The following is a 17,526-nucleotide window of genomic DNA, read 5'->3' as shown; positions in this document are numbered from 1 at the left end:
TTATTATGAGCGGGGAGCGATAAATTTAATACGAACAGGGCCTTTTATATTGTTCACATCCACCGGTTCACTTTTTTGAGTGATCTCTACTTTACCGGCTTGTTGCAGTTCAACAGCCGCAGCCCTTACTTCCTTCATGTGTTTGCGCCAATCCTGCGGAAACATAGCGCGCGCTATCTCACTCGGGCAAACAGTTTTATCAGGAGCCCGCTGCGCCGACATAGAGAGGATTGTTTCTTTTATTACGTTATTAGCCATTAAAAATCAAACAGGCCAAGCTTACGATAGTTCTTAAACAAAAAAGTCAAAAGCCGCACCCGCGACTTTTGACTTTTTAATTTTGAATTTTGACTTAAGCTTAAAGCATACCGCCGTCAACCGGGATTACCTGTCCTGTAATATAAGCTGCCATATCTGATGCCAGGAAAACGCAGGCATTAGCCACATCGTCAACCTCACCGGCACGTTTTAACGGGATATTGGCTTCCCAGCCTTCTACCACCTTAGGGTCTAACACATCGGTCATTTCCGTACGGATAAAGCCCGGCGCTACCACGTTGGTGCGGATATTACGCGAACCCAATTCTTTGGCTACCGATTTGGAGAAGCCGATGATACCCGCTTTTGAAGCCGCGTAGTTGGCCTGTCCGGCATTGCCCTGCACACCTACTACCGAACTCATGTTAATGAAAACTCCTTTGCGGGCTTTCATCATGATCTTTGAGGCGGCTTTGGTAACGTTGAAGATGGATTTAAGGTTAACGTCCAATACTTCATCCCACTGCTCTTCGGTCATGCGCATCAGCAGGCCATCTTTAGTGATACCGGCGTTGTTCACCACAATATCTAAAGCGCCGAAATCGGCCACTATATCATTGATCAGCTTTTCGGCCTCATCAAATTTAGAGGCATCGCTGCGGTAACCCTTTACTTTAGTGCCAAAGCTTTGCAGTTCCTGCTCCAGGGCCTGCCCTTTTTCTACCGATGATAAATAGGTAAAAGCTACATTGGCGCCATGCTCGGCAAATTTCTCGGCAATTTTACGGCCTATTCCTTTTGACGCACCTGTTACCAGGGCGGTTTTTCCTTCTAACAATTTCATAATTTAAGTATGATTTTTTGCGTGCGTGAAGATAGGGATAATGTGCGAAACGCGAAAAGGGTATTCGCCGCGCGCTAAACGGACTAAATCCGTTTAAAAGTAATAGGTAAGCACCAGGTTGGCCGATGCCGCGCTGAAACCCTTATACACCTCAGTACCGGTACGGGTGTTGGAATTAAAACCGGTAACATTTAAGCCATAGCGGCCCTCTACCCCGATACCCAGATTAGTACCCGCCGCGAAATTTAAACCCAGCTTTGGCCCCAGGTAATTAAGTGAGTTTTTCAGTTCGATCCTTTCGGCACTGCCGTCGGCAAACTGCATATCGCTGATTTCTTTAATAAACACCGAGCCTATATTGGCACCTAAGTAAGCATCAAATATATCGTTCACCTGCAGGTCATACGCTACACCGGCGTATAAACCTATGCCCCTGAAGTTACTGTATGACACGTTGTAGGTACCTAAATAATCGTCGTTTACAACAAAGGTTGATTGCTTGGGCTGGTAAGAGCGGTAATCCACACTTCCCGAAAACAGCCAGTGATTTTTAGCCCTGGTAAGGGTAAGGCCAAATACAGGAGTAGCCTTGTAGATATCACGCAGGTTTTTGTCGGGGCTTTCGTAGCCGCCGGTTAAGGCCAGCATCCATCCATCCTCGCGTACAAAACTGCTGCTACTGCTGTGGTTGCTGCCGCTAAGCATATCGCCATCGGCACCTATGCCTTGTGTTCTGCGGCTTTGCGCAGTGGCCATTGATGAAAAAATTGCTGTTAAAACCAAAAAGGCAAGGCAAACCCGTAACAGGGGAACGCGTGGGGGATAAAAGCACATGGTTGTGATAAAGAATAGCTTTTTTATTTGTTGCCCGAAAATAATGAAAATGTGGATTTTACAAAAGAGAAAAAAAATTTCTACAAACTTTCCTGATACTCTTTCTGCAACTCCAGTAAGCAGTTGGCACACAGGCAGCCATCATACAGTTCGCTTACATACTGCACCTCATTAATGGTAAGCTGCACCGTACTGCACTGGCATTTGGTGTAGGCATTAGCCTTGCACTCAAACGGCTTGCTACAGCGTTCGCAATGGATGATCTCGTGTTTGGCGGAGGTGAGCATGCTTGAGCTAATGGTTAATAGTCAATAGACCATAGTAAGAAAAAAGCTATGGTCTATTGACCATGAACTATAGACAATGATAAAACAATAAGGTTAAAACCCTATCACCTAAACGTAAAAAGACCATAGCCATTATAAATGACTATGGTCTATGGACTATTTTCTATCGACTGAAATTAGGCGAAATTATGCAGAGCAGGTAACGCAACCTTCTTCCATTGAACAGGTTGGGCCTGCCGGCATTTCCTCTTCGCTGGTATTACCAACAACTTCCGGTATAACGGCTTCCATGTTTTTACCGCCCTGGTTCTCTACTGTAAACTTAACCGCTTGCGATGCTGCCTGTGTACGCAGGTAATACATACCTGTTTTAAGGCCTTTCTTCCATGCGTAGAAGTGCATTGAAGTTAATTTAGACGCGTTTGGCGAGTTAATGAACAGGTTAAGCGACTGCGACTGGCAGATATAAGCACCCCTGTCGGCTGCCATATCTATAATGTTACGCATCTTAATTTCCCATACGGTTTTGTACAGTTCTTTGATATCGGCAGGTATCTCCGCGATATCCTGGATAGAACCGTTCGCTGCAATGATCCTGTCTTTCATGGTGTTATTCCATAAGCCAAGGTCAACCAGGTCTCTCAACAAGTGTTTGTTCACTATCACAAACTCTCCGCTTAATACACGGCGGGTGTAAATGTTTGAAGTATATGGTTCAAAACACTCGTTATTACCCAAAATTTGTGAGGTTGAAGCTGTAGGCATTGGCGCAACTAATAATGAGTTACGTACACCGTGGTTCATTACATCCAAACGCAGGTTTTCCCAATCCCAACGGTCGCTTGCCGGTTTAACATCCCACAGGTCGAACTGGAATTTACCTTGAGACAGTGGTGAACCTTTGAACGTTTCATACGGGCCGTCTTTTATAGCCAGGTCCTTAGAAGCGGTCATGGAAGCAAAGTAAATGGTCTCGAATATTTCTTTGTTCAGTTGTTTTGCTTCGTCGCTCTCAAAAGGTAAACGCAGCAGGATAAAAGCATCAGCCAAACCTTGCACACCCAAACCAACTGGACGGTGGCGCAGGTTTGAACGCTCTGCCTCTACCACCGGGTAGAAGTTATGATCAATGATCTTATTCAGGTTCAAAGTTGCCTGATAAGTAACATCATATAATTTCTGGTGATCAAACTTACCATCGATAACAAAACGTGGCAATGCTAATGAAGCCAGGTTACAAACCGCAACTTCATCGGCAGAGGTGTACTCGATAATTTCGGTACATAAGTTTGAACTCTTGATGGTACCCAGGTTTTGCTGGTTTGATTTACCGTTAGCGGCATCTTTATACAACAAGTAAGGCGTACCGGTTTCCACCTGTGAATCTAACACGGCAAACCAAAGCTCCTGCGCTTTAATGGTTTTGCGTGCGCGGCCTTCTCTTTCGTATTTGGTGTATAATTCTTCAAACTCGGCACCAAAGCAATCAGCTAAACCTGGTGCTTCGTGCGGGCAGAACAGGCTCCAGTCCTCATTAGCCTCAACGCGTTTCATGAACAGGTCTGATACCCAAAGGGCATAAAACAGGTCACGTGCGCGCATTTCTTCTTTACCGTGGTTCTTACGCAGATCCAGGAACTCGAAGATATCTGCATGCCAAGGCTCTAAATAGATAGCGAAAGCACCTTTACGCTTACCGCCACCCTGGTCAACATAACGGGCGGTATCATTAAACACACGCAGCATTGGGATAATACCGTTGCTGGTACCGTTTGTGCCACTGATGTATGAACCGGTCGCACGCACGTTGTGTATGCTCAGGCCAATACCACCCGCGCTTTGTGATATTTTGGCAGTTTGTTTTAGCGTATCATAGATACCTTCGATGCTGTCATCCTTCATGGTTAACAGGAAGCATGATGACATTTGAGGTTTTGGAGTACCGGCGTTAAATAAAGTAGGCGTTGCGTGCGTAAACCAGCGTTCGCTCATCAGGTTGTAGGTTTTGATGGCGCTTTCGATATCTTCTTTGTGGATACCAACAGATACGCGCATAAACAGGTGCTGAGGGCGTTCGGCAATTTTACCATCCAGCTTTAACAGGTATGATTTTTCAAGGGTTTTGAAACCGAAGTAATCAAAACCGAAGTCGCGGTCATAAATGATGCTGCTATCCAGTATGTCGGCATTTGCCTGGATGATCTCGTATACATCATCGGCCAGCAGAGCAGCGCTTTTGCCTGTTTTAGGGTCAACGTACTCATAAAGGCGTTTCATGGTTTCAGAGAACGACTTGGTAGTGTTTTTATGCAGGTTGGATACCGCGATACGCGATGCCAGCAAAGCATAATCAGGGTGTTTGGTGGTTAACGACGCCGCTGTCTCAGCTGCAAGGTTATCCAGCTCGGAGGTGGTAACACCATCAAATAAACCCTCAATTACTTTTTTTGCCACATCAATCGGGTCAACCAGGTTGAACCCGTAGCACAGCTTCTCAATGCGTGCTGTGATCTTGTCGAATTTAACCGACTCTTTTCTGCCGTCTCTTTTTACTACAAACATATTGGTGAAATGTGAATGGTGAGTAGTGAATTATTTGTCCTCTTGTTATATACTTAATTTGTTTATCAAAGCGCTTAGATATTTAAAACATTGGATGAGCTTCTCACCCAATTTGTTCAGTTGTTCTACTGTACAGTAACCCAAATCTGATGCTATATCCAGCGCCGCATCGATCTCAATGATCGATCCTCTTGCTATCTCGTAAAATCTCTTCCTTTCCAGATCAGATTTCCTCGAACTACCTTCTGCTAAATTTAAATGAACAGATAGGGCAGCCCGTTTTATTTGTTGTGTTAGTATGTATTTGTCTTCAATGGGAAACTGGTTTACAGCTAAATAACATTCTTTTACAAATTGCCTTGTTATTTGGTACGCATCTAACTTTGTATGCCCTAATTGTAAAAACATTATCGCTGTTTCCTACTCACCATTGACTATTGCCTACTCACCAATCAAAAGTCTTCATCCAAGGAGAATGATTTGCTTTCGGCGCTATTCATTACGCCGCTTTTTTGATAGTCGCCAACGCGTTTTTCAAAGAAGTTGGTTTTACCCTGCAAGCTGATCATCTCCATAAAATCAAACGGATTGGTTGCGTTGTATACTTTATCGTAACCCAATTCAACCAGCCATCTGTCGGCAACAAACTCAATGTATTGCTGCATCAGTTTGGCGTTCATCCCTATCAGGTTAACCGGCAAGGCATCGGTCACAAATTCTTTTTCAATTTCTACGGCATCGGTAATAATGGCTGTAGCGGCCTCTTTACTAAGTTTGTTGTCCAGCATGCTATAAAGCAAACAGGCAAACTCACAATGTGAGCCTTCGTCGCGGGAGATCAACTCATTACTAAAGGTTAAACCCGGCATTAAACCACGTTTCTTTAACCAGAAGATAGAGCAGAAACTACCTGAGAAGAAGATACCTTCTACCGCGGCAAACGCTACCAAACGCTCTGCAAAAGTTCCGTTATTTATCCAGCGAAGCGCCCATTCTGCCTTTTTACCTACGCAAGGCACGGTTTCAATGGCATGGAACAGGCGGTCTTTCTCAACCGGATCTTTGATGTAAGTATCTATCAGCAACGCGTAGGTTTCAGAGTGGATGTTCTCCATCATGATCTGGAAACCGTAAAAACAACGCGCCTCTGGCAACTGCACTTCGCTCATGAAGTTCACTGCAAGGTTCTCATTCACAATACCGTCGCTTGCCGCAAAGAACGCCAATACGTGCGATATAAAATGTCTTTCGCCCGAGTTTAAGCTCTCCCAATGTTTAAGGTCGTCAGAAAGGTCTATCTCTTCTGCCGTCCAGAAACTGGCTTCAGACTTTTTATACATCTCCCATATCGCCGGGTATTTTATCGGCAGGATAACAAAGCGGTCTTTGTTCTCTTTTAACAGTAATTCGGTTTCCTCTTGCATTGCCTCTTTATAATTATTTAATAGCTCCGTTGTCCGTTCTCTTTCAATTTTTACCTGCTTGCCAACGGCAGACACGTTTACCACAGCGAGTTAAAAAAGTTTAGCAGTCGGTACCGACCTGCGCATATTACTCGCTTAATTTCAATCCCCTCTTTCCCTACTCCAACTGGTTATTTAGTTGCACGTTCTAAGCCACGTTTAAGGTGACTTATTTCAAATTTTGCCGGCAGGTTACCGGTAATACAGATAGCCTTGAAAGAACTTGTGATTCAAAGATAGGGCATCAGGCTATTAAGAGATAGTCTAAGTTTTTAACATCCCGTATAAGTTGTCCACAATCGGTAAGATGACATTGGGATTATTGTATCTACCTGAAAATTTTAAGCATTTAAACATCAACCGTTTAACGCTGATCGCAACAAAAAATATTGCTTATCAAAACAAAAATACATCGGCGTTTGTGCAATTTCCACACGTTATAAACAGCCCTAAAACTCAAAGGTAAAGGGCTCTAAAAACGCGGTTTTTGAACCACCTAACACAACAATTTATTTTCAAATTCTTAACAGAATAATAATGTGGAAAAAGAAAAAATCCCCGCCGGCTTTTACAACCGCGGGGATAGTTTTTGGTGTCCCGGTGTTTAGCTTATTTACTTATTTTTTCAATTGGTCAACAGGTACAAATTTCATGGAAATGGAGTTGACGCAATGGCGCGTATTTTTAGGGGTCATGTACTCGCCCTCAAAAACGTGGCCCAGGTGAGCGCCGCAGTTGGCGCAAAGTATTTCGGTACGGCGCCCGTCGGCATCGGTTACCCTTTTAACGGCGCCGGGTATCTCATCATCAAAGCTGGGCCAGCCGCAAAATGATTCAAACTTATCTTCCGACTTGTATAGCGGCGTATCACAGCGTTTGCAAACGTATACACCCTGGGCCTTATTGTTTAGCAGATCTCCGGTAAACGGCCTTTCGGTTCCTTTATGCAGTATTACGTACTCTTCTTCGGGGGTGAGCTGGTTGTATGCCATAGTATCTAATAAATAAATGAATTGTATTAAGTAAAAGCGTTATGCTTTCATACATAAATATACGACAAACGCCTCCCTAAGATTGTTTGGTAAAGAGATGTTTACAAAGGGTTGACGGAGGGAATTTATTCAAGCATTATCTCGAGCGATAGCCTGGCAGTTTCACAGGTTCTTCGTTAGGATTAGCAGTGGTTACTTGGGTCGGCAGTGGATGTTACTTTCTTTTCTCTCAAAAGAAAGTAACCAAAGAACCGAGCGGCAGCGAGCTCATTGATGCCAATTTAAATAACAATATATCAATAAAAGTCGCGACTTGGTAACGCGCTATAACGTTAATGCTATTGCAGTGCTTGTACACCCGCACGTTACACTATGTCGCATTATTGGGTTGCGTTAAGTTTATCACAATACACTAATTAATGTTTGTCATGCTGAGGAACGAAGCATCTAATCTACTACTTGAATAGCTTACATTAGATTCTTCGCTCTCGCTCATAATGCCAGAAACATACCATTTCTTAACCCCATAAATCCAGTTTCTACTCCACCAACCCTATATGGTACTCCTGTATCAGCGGCGGGTTCTCGGGCGTAAGTGTGAATGATACTTTTACCTTGCCTTTCTCGCCGGTGAGTATAAAATAGCCGCGCAGGTTATTTTCGGGCACCACCTCTCCCACACGCACAATTTTACCGGCCTTAGTAAATATATCCGTTGCTTCCGCCTTTAACTTATCAGGGAAGTAATCCATAAAAAAGTTATCAGCGAAAATGCCGGTGGCTTGCGCGTTGCTCCAATTAGGCAGTAGCTTCACCAGTTCATCCCGGCGTTGGGTAAGTATTTTTGATGGCGGCAGTTTGCGCGGTTGGATGTTGGATAGTTTAAGCAAGGTATCCAGCACCATGTTATTGAGTTTGCCCGCGTTTGCGTACGTTAAATTGGCAAAACATACTACACCTACGCCATAATCAGGCATCATGTTCCACTGGCTGCCAAAGCCGGGCAAGCCACCGGTATGGCCAACAAATACTCGACCTTCGCAATCTTTAGCCCAACGTAAACCGTAAGCATAAGCCGAAACCGAAGCACAAGGCTTTGATGGGTTTAATGAGTACTGATTAAGATAGCTAACATCCCAGGGGTAATGCATCTCACGGATAGAGCTTCGTTTGATGGGCCCTTTCTCCGCATCGTCGCGCGGAGGCCAGGCATCCATGTGCAGGGCCATATATTTACTAAAATCTTCTATGGTAGTGATCAAGCCGCCCATGGCGCCGTAAGCGCCATCATGCAGCAGCGGTTGCTTTACCCACTTCCCATCCAGCCAGCGATAGCCATAGGCAAGTTTATCCTTGGGCACCGCAGTGTATTCCCAGTAAGTATGGGTCATGCCCAGCGGTTTAAGAATGTACTCATTGATATATTGCTGGTAAGTTTTACCGCTTACTTTTTTGATGATATAACCCAGGGTGGCAAAACCGAGGTTACTGTACTCGTACCCCTGCCCGGGGTTATGCGAGAAAGAAACGCCCTTCTTGTAAATAGCTATGAGTTCGGCATCGGTAACGGCCAGTTGCCTGTCGCCCCAGGGGTTATCTTCGGGGTAACCGGCCGAGTGCGTAAGCAGGTGGCGGATGGTTACGGGGGCGGCATCTTTGGTCAAATACCGGTTATTACGCATTTCGGGGATATACACATATGCCGGATCGTCAAGCTTCAGTTTACCCTCGTCGCGCAGTTTGAGGATGGCCATGGCCGTAAAACTCTTGGTCATAGATGCTATGCGAAAATCAGACTGTGAGGCTACGGGCGTTTTGCTACTGATATCGGTATACCCGGTATTCCCTGTGTGTATCAGTTTACCATCTACTACTATACCATAGGCCAGGCCGGGTATGTGCATGGCTTCGGCCTGTTGTTTATAAACGCTATCGATAACCGGGAAAGTGGCCTCAATTTTCCTGAGCCGGTCGGCATCAGTAAACTTCGCGGGTTGATACTGGGCAAAAGCGGGAGCGACTGCAAAAGACAGCAAAAACAGGTATTTGCGCATAGAGTGGGAGTTTCCACTAATTTAAGCGACTGTACCTGAATTGAAAGAAATTTATGGAATTATTTAAACTGCAACTGTTCATGCTATACCCCTTCATCAACGGGTAACTATATGCAAAAAGCCGGATAACTATTTATCCGGCTTTTGAATTTGCTATTTTCTTATCAACTGGATCACCCTGGTTGAACTGGTGTAACTACCCCCATCCGGGTAGGTTTCCTGCTCTGACCATGACATGGAGTTATTTCCGGAAAAATTAACTTCAAAAGAATTGTTTGATACATTCAGCATGATCTTGTTATTAACGTTGGTGAGGTTGTACGCGTAGCTGTCATTAAATTCGCCTACCTGTTTAAGCGTAGTTTCATTAACAAATTGGTAAACCTCGCCGTTGTTTCCGTCCTGATTATCGGTCTTAACTATTTTGCCCGAAGCATCATAATAGGTAACCGTTACACTTTGTACCTGCCAGGTACCCATGATCTGCTTTTTGATATCGGCCAGTTTGTCTACAGGGGCCTTATCTTTTTTGCAGCCCAGGAAGGCCATCGATAAACCCATAAACAAGAGCAGTAATTTTGTTTTCATGTTTAGATTATTTCCTTTCACAACACAACCGTCTCTAAAATGTTTATAAAGGAAATAAAACAAGCATTTAAAGAAAGCCCATTAACCTGATGGTTATCTGCAAACTGCCCGGCATAAACAAAAAAATCCCGGCCAAATTATTGACCGGGATTCTTTTATCTTGATTCTTGGTTCTTGAATCTTATTTCTTAGCTAATTCTTCTGCCATTGCAGCGCCAATTTCAGCAGGTGATTCTACCACACGGATACCACATTCGCGCATAATTTTCATTTTAGCAGCGGCTGTATCATCAGCGCCGCCAACAATAGCACCTGCGTGGCCCATACGGCGTCCCGGAGGAGCGGTTTGGCCGGCAATAAAGCCTACTACTGGTTTAGTACCATTATCTTTTATCCAGCGGGCAGCTTCAGCTTCCATGCCACCGCCAATTTCACCTATCATGATAATGCCATGCGTTTCAGGGTCGTTCATCAGCATTTCTACCGCTTCTTTGGTTGGGGTACCAATGATCGGGTCGCCGCCAATACCAATAGCTGTGGTGATACCCAGGCCTGCTTTCACTACCTGGTCAACCGCTTCGTAAGTTAATGTACCCGATTTTGATACCACGCCCACGTTACCTTTTTTGAAGATAAAGCCCGGCATAATACCAATCTTAGCCTCGTCAGCCGTGATGATACCAGGGCAGTTAGGGCCAATTAAACGGGTATCTTTATCGCTGATGTATTCTTTCACTTCTATCATATCCTTTGTAGGGATACCTTCGGTGATACAAACAATAACCTTAATACCGGCTTCGGCAGCTTCCATAATGGCATCGGCACCAAAGGCGGGCGGTACAAATATAATAGATACATCGGCGCCGGTTTGGTCAACCGCGTCTTTCACGGTATTAAATACCGGTTTATCCAAATGGCTCTGGCCACCTTTACCAGGTGTTACGCCACCAACAACATTGGTACCATAAGCTATCATTTGCTCGGCATGGTATGTACCTTCTTTGCCTGTGAAACCTTGTACGATAACTTTTGAATTTTTATTTACGAGAACGCTCATCGGCTTTTGATTTTTGTATGGGCAAATCTAAAGTTTTTGTCCGAATGTGAAACCCTTTTACCACGTAAATTTAAATGTTAACACAAATGTGGCTTTTGATACGTAATGATAGGTAGCACAGGTGCTGAAGTGTGGTTATAGGATAACCCTCCCTATGCAGATGAGGTAAAAGCCATATGGGCGTTGCCTTCGGCCCGGACTTTCCGTTCATACGCCTGCAGGCATTAAGCACAAGGCCGGTATCCACTGCAATCCCTAACGCGGTTCCTGCTCTCTACTCACCACTCACTGATCTCTAAACAGCCACAAACTCCCCTTCACTTTTAGCCACCACAATAGTAGCTACACCATTGCCTATCACGTTGGTTATGGCACGTGCCTCGCTCATAAAGCGGTCTACACCCAGTAATATAGCCACGCCTTCAACCGGTATCACTTTTATGGCTGCCAGTGCGGAGGTCAACACAATAAAACCACTGCCCGTTACCCCTGCGGCGCCTTTGGAGGTAAGCATGAGTATACCGATAATGGTAAGCTGTTGCTCCAGCGAAAGGTCTATCTTAAATACCTGCGCCAGGAAAATGGTAGCCATGGACAGGTAAATGGTGGTACCATCCAAATTAAACGAATACCCCGCCGGGATCACCAGGCCCACAACCGATTTGGAACAGCCGAATTTTTCCAGCTTTTCCATCATCCCCGGCAAGGCTGATTCTGAGGAGGAAGTACCCAAAACGATCAGTATCTCTTCCTTAATGTGCTTGAGGTATTGCCACAGGCTAAACTTAAATAGCCGGGCAATAATGTTTAACACCACAAAAATGAACAGGAACATGGTGAGGTATACCGAGCCCATCAGCATAGCCAGCGGCTGCAGGGTTTTTATACCATAAGTACTAATGGTATAAGCCATCCCGCCGAAAGCGCCCAGGGGCGCTGCCTTCATCACGATCTTCATAATATTGAAGAACACTTTAGACAGCTTATCAAACGCCTGGATAACGGATTGCCCCGCCTGCCCCATCCGGCTCAGGCCGAAACCAAATAATATGGCGAAGAACAGGATCTGCAGAATGTCGCCATCGGCGAAGGCCTTGAACAGGTTGCCTGGTACAATATGCGCGATAAATTCGCCCCATTTCATATCCGCCGCCGCTTTTTCGTAAGCGGCCAGCTTGGCCGCGTCAACTTTAACATGCTGATTAATAAAGTTGGCGCCCGGCTTAATGATATTGGCTACCGTAACACCTATTACCAGCGCCAGGGTGGTTACCAGCTCAAAGTACAGCAAGGCCTTACCGCCAACACGGCCCACCTTTTTCATGTCGCTCATACCGGCAATGCCCAATACGATGGTGAAAAATATAATAGGCGCGATCAGCATGGTGATCAGGCTGATGAAAGTCTTGCTGATCAGTTGTGCAGTTGGCGCGAAATCTTTAAAATATAAACCCACCAATACTCCCAGCAGTATAGCCACAATAACCTGAAAAGTAAGATTAGATAGCAGGCGTTTCATGGTTAGAGATTAGTGATTAGTTGATTGGAGATTAGTATTGGTTGCTAAGCGATAAATATAGTATTTTGTAACTGATCACTAATCTCTGGTTAACTAATCTCTGATAACAACTATATCTTCCCCGTTATCCCGTTATACATCATTTGACCGGCAAGGAAGGTAATTACAATAGCGAACACCCAGCGCAGCCAGCGCGATGATTTGGTATTCACTAATATCTTAGAGCCCGTCATGGCGCCAAACAATACCCCTATAACTACCGGCATGGCTATACCTGGGTCTATATATCCGCGCTGCAGGTATACTACGGCGCTTGCGGCGGCAGTAACCCCTATCATAAAGTTGCTGGTAGTGGTAGAGACTTTAAACGGGATGCGCATAATAGTATCCATCGCGATCACTTTTAACGCGCCCGAGCCTATCCCCAGCAAGCCCGAGATAATGCCGGCGAAAAGCATCATAAAGAAACCACCGCCTACATTGGTTACGCCATAGTTTACAGGTTCGCCATCGCCACTTGGGTAGCTGCCGTAAAGTTTAAGCTTTGCCGCCAGGTAACTGGGTTCTTTAATTATGGTTTCGGCCTTTTTACGTAACGACATAATAGCCGAAAAGGTGAGGATAACACCAAATAAGATAGCGATATAATGCGTAGGTATATACACCGCCAGCAGGGCGCCAACCAGTGCCCCCACGGTAGTGGCAATTTCCAAAAACATACCCAGCCTGATGTTGGTGATCCCTTCTTTTACATAGGCCGCTGCCGAACCTGAGGACGTGGCGATAACTGATACCAGCGAGGCGCCAATGGCATAATGGATATCAACCCCAAGCAGCAATGTAAGCAGCGGGATAATCACCACACCACCGCCTAAACCGGTAAGTGAGCCCAACAAACCCGCGAAATACGCGCCTACCAGAATAATAGCTGTAAATACAAGTACCGACATAATATTAGGTATGAGTGATGCCGGTAAAGTTAAGATAACTTTTTTAAGTTGTTTTCAAAGATGTAACCCTACAGGATTAGTAGGTTTATCCAACGGGCTGGTTTTTACCTTAATGCATCAGCCCAAAATAGTATACCCAGGCTATAAAAAAGACTTGCAGCGGTACCCTGAACCACAGGTAATTGATACCGTTGCCGCATTGGTCGGGCTTTTCGATATTTACTTTTTTAATGGACGCGTAAATATTGGCCGGTAGCAGCAATACAAAAAACACAATCACCAGCCAGGCCACCGGTTCACGCACTTTATTAACAAGCAAACCAACTGCTGCCAGTATTTCAATTATGCCGGTAACATAAACAATAGCCCTTTTAGCCGGCACAAAACGCGGCAGCATTAGCACCATGCCACGTGTAAATTTAAAATGCCCTATCGAGGTAAAAATGAGCATGATACCCATGGCGAGCCTGCCGCAGAAATAATAATCGGCCGGGTGGCCTGCCACAAAACTGGCCACGCAGCTTACTGCAAATACGGCAATTAAAACTATAAGTGGTTTCACAACGCAAATATCGTTAAAAACGCGAATTGTGTAATATCTTTGCCAACAAATGGGATATAAAAGCTTACAAGCCTGCATTACCGATCTGGAGAAGAATGGCCACCTCGTACGTATTAAGCAAGAGGTTGACCCACACCTGCAAATGGCCGCCATACACCTGCGTGTGTTTGAGCATGAAGGCCCTGCTATACTTTTCGAAAATGTAAAGGGTAGCCGCTTTCCGGCCTTATCTAACCTGTTTGGTACGCTGGACAGATCAAAATTCATTTTCAGGGATACGCTGGAGAAGATAAAAACCCTGGTAGATATCAAGAATGACCCGATAAAAGCGGTTAAGCAGCCATTTAAATACGCGGGCACGGCGCTCACCGCGCTGTCGGCTTTGCCTATGCGGGTAGGTAAAAATGCGCCTGTAGCATTTGGCCGCACGCAGATAAGCGAGTTGCCCCAAGTGATCAACTGGCCTATGGATGGCGGCCCGTTCGTGACCATGCCGCAGGTATATACTGAGGATATTGATAAGCCCGGCATTATGAATGCCAACCTGGGCATGTATCGTATACAATTGGGCGGTAATAATTATATACAGGATAAAGAAATAGGCCTGCACTACCAGTTGCACCGCGGTATTGGCGTGCACCAAACTAAGGCCAACGCCAAAGGCCAGCCTTTAAAGGTGAGCATATTTGTGGGCGGCCCACCCTCGCACCCGGTTGCCGCGGTAATGCCGCTGCCAGAGGGGCTTAGCGAAATGACCTTTGCCGGCGCGTTGGGTAACCGCCGTTTCCGCTATTTTTATGATGCAGAGGGCTTCTGTATTTCTGCCGATGCTGATTTTGTGATCACCGGTACCGTGATGCCTATGGAGAATAAGCCCGAGGGGCCTTTCGGCGACCACCTCGGGTATTACAGCCTCCAACACCCCTTCCCGCTCATGAAGGTGCATAACGTTTACCACCGCAAGGATGCCGTTTGGTCGTTCACGGTAGTGGGCCGCCCGCCACAGGAGGATACCAGCTTTGGAGCCCTGATACATGAAATTACTGGGAGCGCCATTCCTAAAGAAATACCGGGCCTGCACGCGGTTAACGCGGTTGATGCCGCAGGTGTACACCCCTTGCTTTTTGCCATAGGCAGCGAGCGTTATACGCCTTACGTAAAGGAGCGCCACCCTGCCGAATTGATTACCATTGCCAACCACATTTTGGGTAAAGGACAATTAAGCCTGGCCAAGTACCTGTTTATTGCTGCTAAAGAGGATAACCCCGGGTTGGATGTGAACGATATCGGCGGCTTCCTCAAACATATCCTGCAACGTTTAGACCTCACCCGCGACCTGCATTTCCATACCCGCACTACTATTGATACACTGGATTACAGCGGCGAAGGCCTTAACAGCGGCAGCAAAGTAGCCGTTACGGTAGCCGGAGATATTAAGCGGGAGCTTTGGACAGAGCTACCATCTACATTCTCGCTGCCACGCCCTATTGTAAATTATAAAATGGCAATGCCCGGCGTGCTGGCTGTAGAAATACCCAAAAACATCCGCCAGAGCGATATGCCTTTGATACTGGATATTTTGCAGGAGCACTTAACAGGGGCTGACCTTAATGGCCTGCCCTTGATGGTACTGTGCGATGATGCCAGTTTCACTGCCGCTACCATTAACAACCTTGTTTGGGTAACCTTTACCCGCAGCAACCCGAGCCACGATATTTACGGCATTAACAGCTTTACCGAGCACAAGCACTGGGGCTGCCACGGCCCGCTGATGATTGATGCACGCATAAAACCACACCACGCCCCTGTACTGGAACGCGACCCGGCTGTAGAGAAAACCGTTGACGCTATGGGTGCCAAAGGTGGTGTATTGCATGGAATCATTTAACAACATCAACCCTAACGTCATCCCGAACTCGTTTCGGGATCTCACTGAAAAGCTTAGCGTGTGGGATGCTGAAACAAGTTCAGCATGACGGGATGCAGCCGCGTTAGGGATTGCAGTGGATACCTGCCTATGCGCTTAAGGCCTGCAGGCGTATGAACGGAAAGCCCGACCTGCCAACCGGCGAGAAACGCCCATATAAGCCGCTTAACAAATCCATAAATTAAATGGTTTATGATTTGCATATCTGCACATTTGCACACCTGCACATTTATGAAATTACTATCTTAGCCACCTTAATATTTGAACATGAACAGATTTCACGGAACGGGAGTGGCAATGGTTACTCCTTTTCAGGCAGACGGAGAGGTGGACTACCCGGCTTTAGGTAAGCTGATAGACCACCTGATTGATGGCGGGGTGGAGTACCTCGTATCATTAGGTACAACCGGCGAAAGCGCCACATTGAGCAAGGATGAGAAGAAGAAGGTGTGGGAATTTACTGCCAAAACCGTGGATAAACGCGTTGCCCTTGTTGCCGGCATTGGTGGCAATAACACACGCGAAACTGTTGCCGAAATTGCCGCTTTTGATGTAGATGGTTATGATGCCATCCTGTCGGCAAGTCCGCATTACAATAAGCCTACCCAGGAAGGTATTTACCAGCACTACAAGGCTATCGCCGAGGCAGCTAAACTTCCCATTATCCTGTACAATGTGCCCAGCCGCACAGGTTCGTCCGTAGCGGCGGAAACTACTGTGCGTTTGGCTAAAGAGTTTAAGAACATTATCGGTATTAAAGAAGCATCAGGCAGTTTTGACTTGCTGAACCAACTGTTCCGCGATAAACCGGAAGATTTCCTGGTAATATCCGGCGACGACCCTATCTCTCTGCAAATGATCGCGATGGGTGGCGTTGGCGTGATCTCGGTTGTGGGGAACGCCCTGCCCCGCCAGTTTTCTGATATGATCAGAAAATGCCTTGCCGGTGATTTTAAAGGTGCCCACGCTTCGCACTACAGCATGATAGAATTTACCCGTTTGATGTTTGCGGAAGGCAGCCCGGCCGGTGTAAAATCCGCCCTGAAACAATTAGGCGTTTGCGGTGATACCGTACGCCTGCCGCTGGTTAACGTAAGCACAGCCGCTGATGCCAAAATTGGCGAACAGTTGAAGGTGGTAAAGTAAAGGCCTCATGTAAGTCATCTCCTCCGGAGAGGACTTTGAAAAATAAAATAAGTATGTCATTGCGAAATAAAGTTTAAATCAGTTGTCAGTCTGAGCTTGTCGAAGACCTACATAAGCGATGAGTGGTTCGGCAGGCTCACCATGACAAATTAAACTTCCAACGTGTCAGTCTGAGCTTGTCGAAGACCTGACTCGCGGCAAGTGGTTCGATAGGCTCACCATGACAAATCAAACATGAGGTGTCAGTCTGAGCTTGCCGAAGACCTACATAAGCGATGAGTGGTTCGGCAGGCTCACCATGACATAGTTAAACATGCAGAGTCAGTCTGAGCTTGTCGAAGACCTAAACAAGCGATGAGTGGTTCGACAGGCTAACCATGACATAGTTAAACATGAGGTGTCAGTGTGAGCTTGGCGAAGACTTATACACAATAATACACTCAATAAAAAATCCGGTAACTTCTCAGTTACCGGATTTTTTAT

Annotated in this window: 16 protein-coding genes; 2 read left to right on the top strand and 14 right to left on the bottom strand. The window is 45.9% G+C overall.

Going from position 1 to position 17,526, the window contains the following annotated elements; translation table 11 throughout:
• Positions 1 to 3 precede the first annotated feature (3 nt).
• From CKK33_RS08530 to CKK33_RS08465, 14 genes are all read right to left on the bottom strand, one after another.
• On the bottom strand, positions 4 to 258 hold the full coding sequence (locus CKK33_RS08530) for a DUF3253 domain-containing protein (RefSeq protein WP_095703697.1): 255 nt from the start codon (positions 256 to 258) through the stop codon (positions 4 to 6).
• Positions 259 to 358: 100 nt separating this feature from the next.
• Positions 359 to 1,102, bottom strand: coding sequence for a 3-oxoacyl-[acyl-carrier-protein] reductase (gene fabG, locus CKK33_RS08525; protein ID WP_095703696.1), 744 nt, complete (start codon positions 1,100 to 1,102; stop codon positions 359 to 361).
• Between the two features lie 93 nt (positions 1,103 to 1,195).
• Positions 1,196 to 1,858, bottom strand: coding sequence for a hypothetical protein (locus tag CKK33_RS08520; protein WP_095703695.1), 663 nt, complete (start codon positions 1,856 to 1,858; stop codon positions 1,196 to 1,198).
• A gap of 158 nt (positions 1,859 to 2,016) precedes the next feature.
• Positions 2,017 to 2,223, bottom strand: coding sequence for a cysteine-rich CWC family protein (locus CKK33_RS08515; RefSeq protein WP_095703694.1), 207 nt, complete (start codon positions 2,221 to 2,223; stop codon positions 2,017 to 2,019).
• A gap of 186 nt (positions 2,224 to 2,409) precedes the next feature.
• Positions 2,410 to 4,785 (bottom strand): ribonucleoside-diphosphate reductase subunit alpha, encoded by a 2,376-nt coding sequence (locus CKK33_RS08510; RefSeq protein ID WP_095703693.1) that lies wholly within the window; start codon positions 4,783 to 4,785, stop codon positions 2,410 to 2,412.
• A 45-nt stretch (positions 4,786 to 4,830) separates the two neighbouring features.
• Complete coding sequence (locus CKK33_RS19890) at positions 4,831 to 5,193, bottom strand: four helix bundle protein (protein WP_095703692.1); 363 nt, start codon at positions 5,191 to 5,193, stop codon at positions 4,831 to 4,833.
• A 44-nt stretch (positions 5,194 to 5,237) separates the two neighbouring features.
• Positions 5,238 to 6,209, bottom strand: a complete 972-nt coding sequence (locus CKK33_RS08500) for a ribonucleoside-diphosphate reductase small subunit (RefSeq protein ID WP_095705795.1) — start codon at positions 6,207 to 6,209, stop codon at positions 5,238 to 5,240.
• 656 nt (positions 6,210 to 6,865) lie between these two features.
• Complete coding sequence (locus tag CKK33_RS08495; RefSeq protein WP_095703691.1) at positions 6,866 to 7,240, bottom strand: methionine-R-sulfoxide reductase; 375 nt, start codon at positions 7,238 to 7,240, stop codon at positions 6,866 to 6,868.
• Positions 7,241 to 7,779: 539 nt separating this feature from the next.
• Complete coding sequence (locus CKK33_RS08490; RefSeq protein WP_095703690.1) at positions 7,780 to 9,294, bottom strand: serine hydrolase; 1,515 nt, start codon at positions 9,292 to 9,294, stop codon at positions 7,780 to 7,782.
• Between the two features lie 153 nt (positions 9,295 to 9,447).
• On the bottom strand, positions 9,448 to 9,882 hold the full coding sequence (locus tag CKK33_RS08485; RefSeq protein ID WP_095703689.1) for a hypothetical protein: 435 nt from the start codon (positions 9,880 to 9,882) through the stop codon (positions 9,448 to 9,450).
• Between the two features lie 181 nt (positions 9,883 to 10,063).
• Positions 10,064 to 10,939, bottom strand: coding sequence for a succinate--CoA ligase subunit alpha (gene sucD, locus CKK33_RS08480; RefSeq protein ID WP_095703688.1), 876 nt, complete (start codon positions 10,937 to 10,939; stop codon positions 10,064 to 10,066).
• 295 nt (positions 10,940 to 11,234) lie between these two features.
• Positions 11,235 to 12,458, bottom strand: a complete 1,224-nt coding sequence (gene dctA, locus CKK33_RS08475) for a C4-dicarboxylate transporter DctA (protein WP_095703687.1) — start codon at positions 12,456 to 12,458, stop codon at positions 11,235 to 11,237.
• A 110-nt stretch (positions 12,459 to 12,568) separates the two neighbouring features.
• Complete coding sequence (locus CKK33_RS08470; RefSeq protein WP_095703686.1) at positions 12,569 to 13,408, bottom strand: sulfite exporter TauE/SafE family protein; 840 nt, start codon at positions 13,406 to 13,408, stop codon at positions 12,569 to 12,571.
• Between the two features lie 109 nt (positions 13,409 to 13,517).
• Positions 13,518 to 13,970: a hypothetical protein gene (locus tag CKK33_RS08465; protein WP_095703685.1), complete on the bottom strand. Its 453-nt coding sequence runs from the start codon at positions 13,968 to 13,970 to the stop codon at positions 13,518 to 13,520.
• A gap of 49 nt (positions 13,971 to 14,019) precedes the next feature.
• On the opposite strand from CKK33_RS08465, the gene CKK33_RS08460 reads away from it, so the two are divergent.
• Positions 14,020 to 15,858 carry a UbiD family decarboxylase gene (locus tag CKK33_RS08460; protein WP_095703684.1) on the top strand — a complete coding sequence of 613 codons (1,839 nt, stop codon included), beginning with the start codon at positions 14,020 to 14,022 and terminating at the stop codon, positions 15,856 to 15,858.
• Positions 15,859 to 16,164: 306 nt separating this feature from the next.
• Entirely contained in the window at positions 16,165 to 17,043 is an 879-nt protein-coding gene (gene dapA, locus CKK33_RS08455) for a 4-hydroxy-tetrahydrodipicolinate synthase (RefSeq protein ID WP_095703683.1), read from the top strand.
• The last annotated feature ends 483 nt before the right edge of the window (positions 17,044 to 17,526 follow it).

The organism is Mucilaginibacter sp. MD40, assembly GCF_002288635.1.
In the GTDB taxonomy this organism is placed as follows: Bacteria; Bacteroidota; Bacteroidia; order Sphingobacteriales; family Sphingobacteriaceae; genus Mucilaginibacter.
This window is presented reverse-complemented; position numbering and strand designations above follow the sequence as displayed.

Coding starts and splice junctions, on each gene's coding strand:
- CKK33_RS08530 (WP_095703697.1), bottom strand. CDS start 258: ATGGCTAATAACGTAATAAAAGAAACAATCCTCTCTATGTCGGCGCAG.
- fabG (WP_095703696.1), bottom strand. CDS start 1,102: ATGAAATTGTTAGAAGGAAAAACCGCCCTGGTAACAGGTGCGTCAAAA.
- CKK33_RS08520 (WP_095703695.1), bottom strand. CDS start 1,858: ATGGCCACTGCGCAAAGCCGCAGAACACAAGGCATAGGTGCCGATGGC.
- CKK33_RS08515 (WP_095703694.1), bottom strand. CDS start 2,223: ATGCTCACCTCCGCCAAACACGAGATCATCCATTGCGAACGCTGTAGC.
- CKK33_RS08510 (WP_095703693.1), bottom strand. CDS start 4,785: ATGTTTGTAGTAAAAAGAGACGGCAGAAAAGAGTCGGTTAAATTCGAC.
- CKK33_RS19890 (WP_095703692.1), bottom strand. CDS start 5,193: ATGTTTTTACAATTAGGGCATACAAAGTTAGATGCGTACCAAATAACA.
- CKK33_RS08500 (WP_095705795.1), bottom strand. CDS start 6,209: ATGCAAGAGGAAACCGAATTACTGTTAAAAGAGAACAAAGACCGCTTT.
- CKK33_RS08495 (WP_095703691.1), bottom strand. CDS start 7,240: ATGGCATACAACCAGCTCACCCCCGAAGAAGAGTACGTAATACTGCAT.
- CKK33_RS08490 (WP_095703690.1), bottom strand. CDS start 9,294: ATGCGCAAATACCTGTTTTTGCTGTCTTTTGCAGTCGCTCCCGCTTTT.
- CKK33_RS08485 (WP_095703689.1), bottom strand. CDS start 9,882: ATGAAAACAAAATTACTGCTCTTGTTTATGGGTTTATCGATGGCCTTC.
- sucD (WP_095703688.1), bottom strand. CDS start 10,939: ATGAGCGTTCTCGTAAATAAAAATTCAAAAGTTATCGTACAAGGTTTC.
- dctA (WP_095703687.1), bottom strand. CDS start 12,458: ATGAAACGCCTGCTATCTAATCTTACTTTTCAGGTTATTGTGGCTATA.
- CKK33_RS08470 (WP_095703686.1), bottom strand. CDS start 13,408: ATGTCGGTACTTGTATTTACAGCTATTATTCTGGTAGGCGCGTATTTC.
- CKK33_RS08460 (WP_095703684.1), top strand. CDS start 14,020: ATGGGATATAAAAGCTTACAAGCCTGCATTACCGATCTGGAGAAGAAT.
- dapA (WP_095703683.1), top strand. CDS start 16,165: ATGAACAGATTTCACGGAACGGGAGTGGCAATGGTTACTCCTTTTCAG.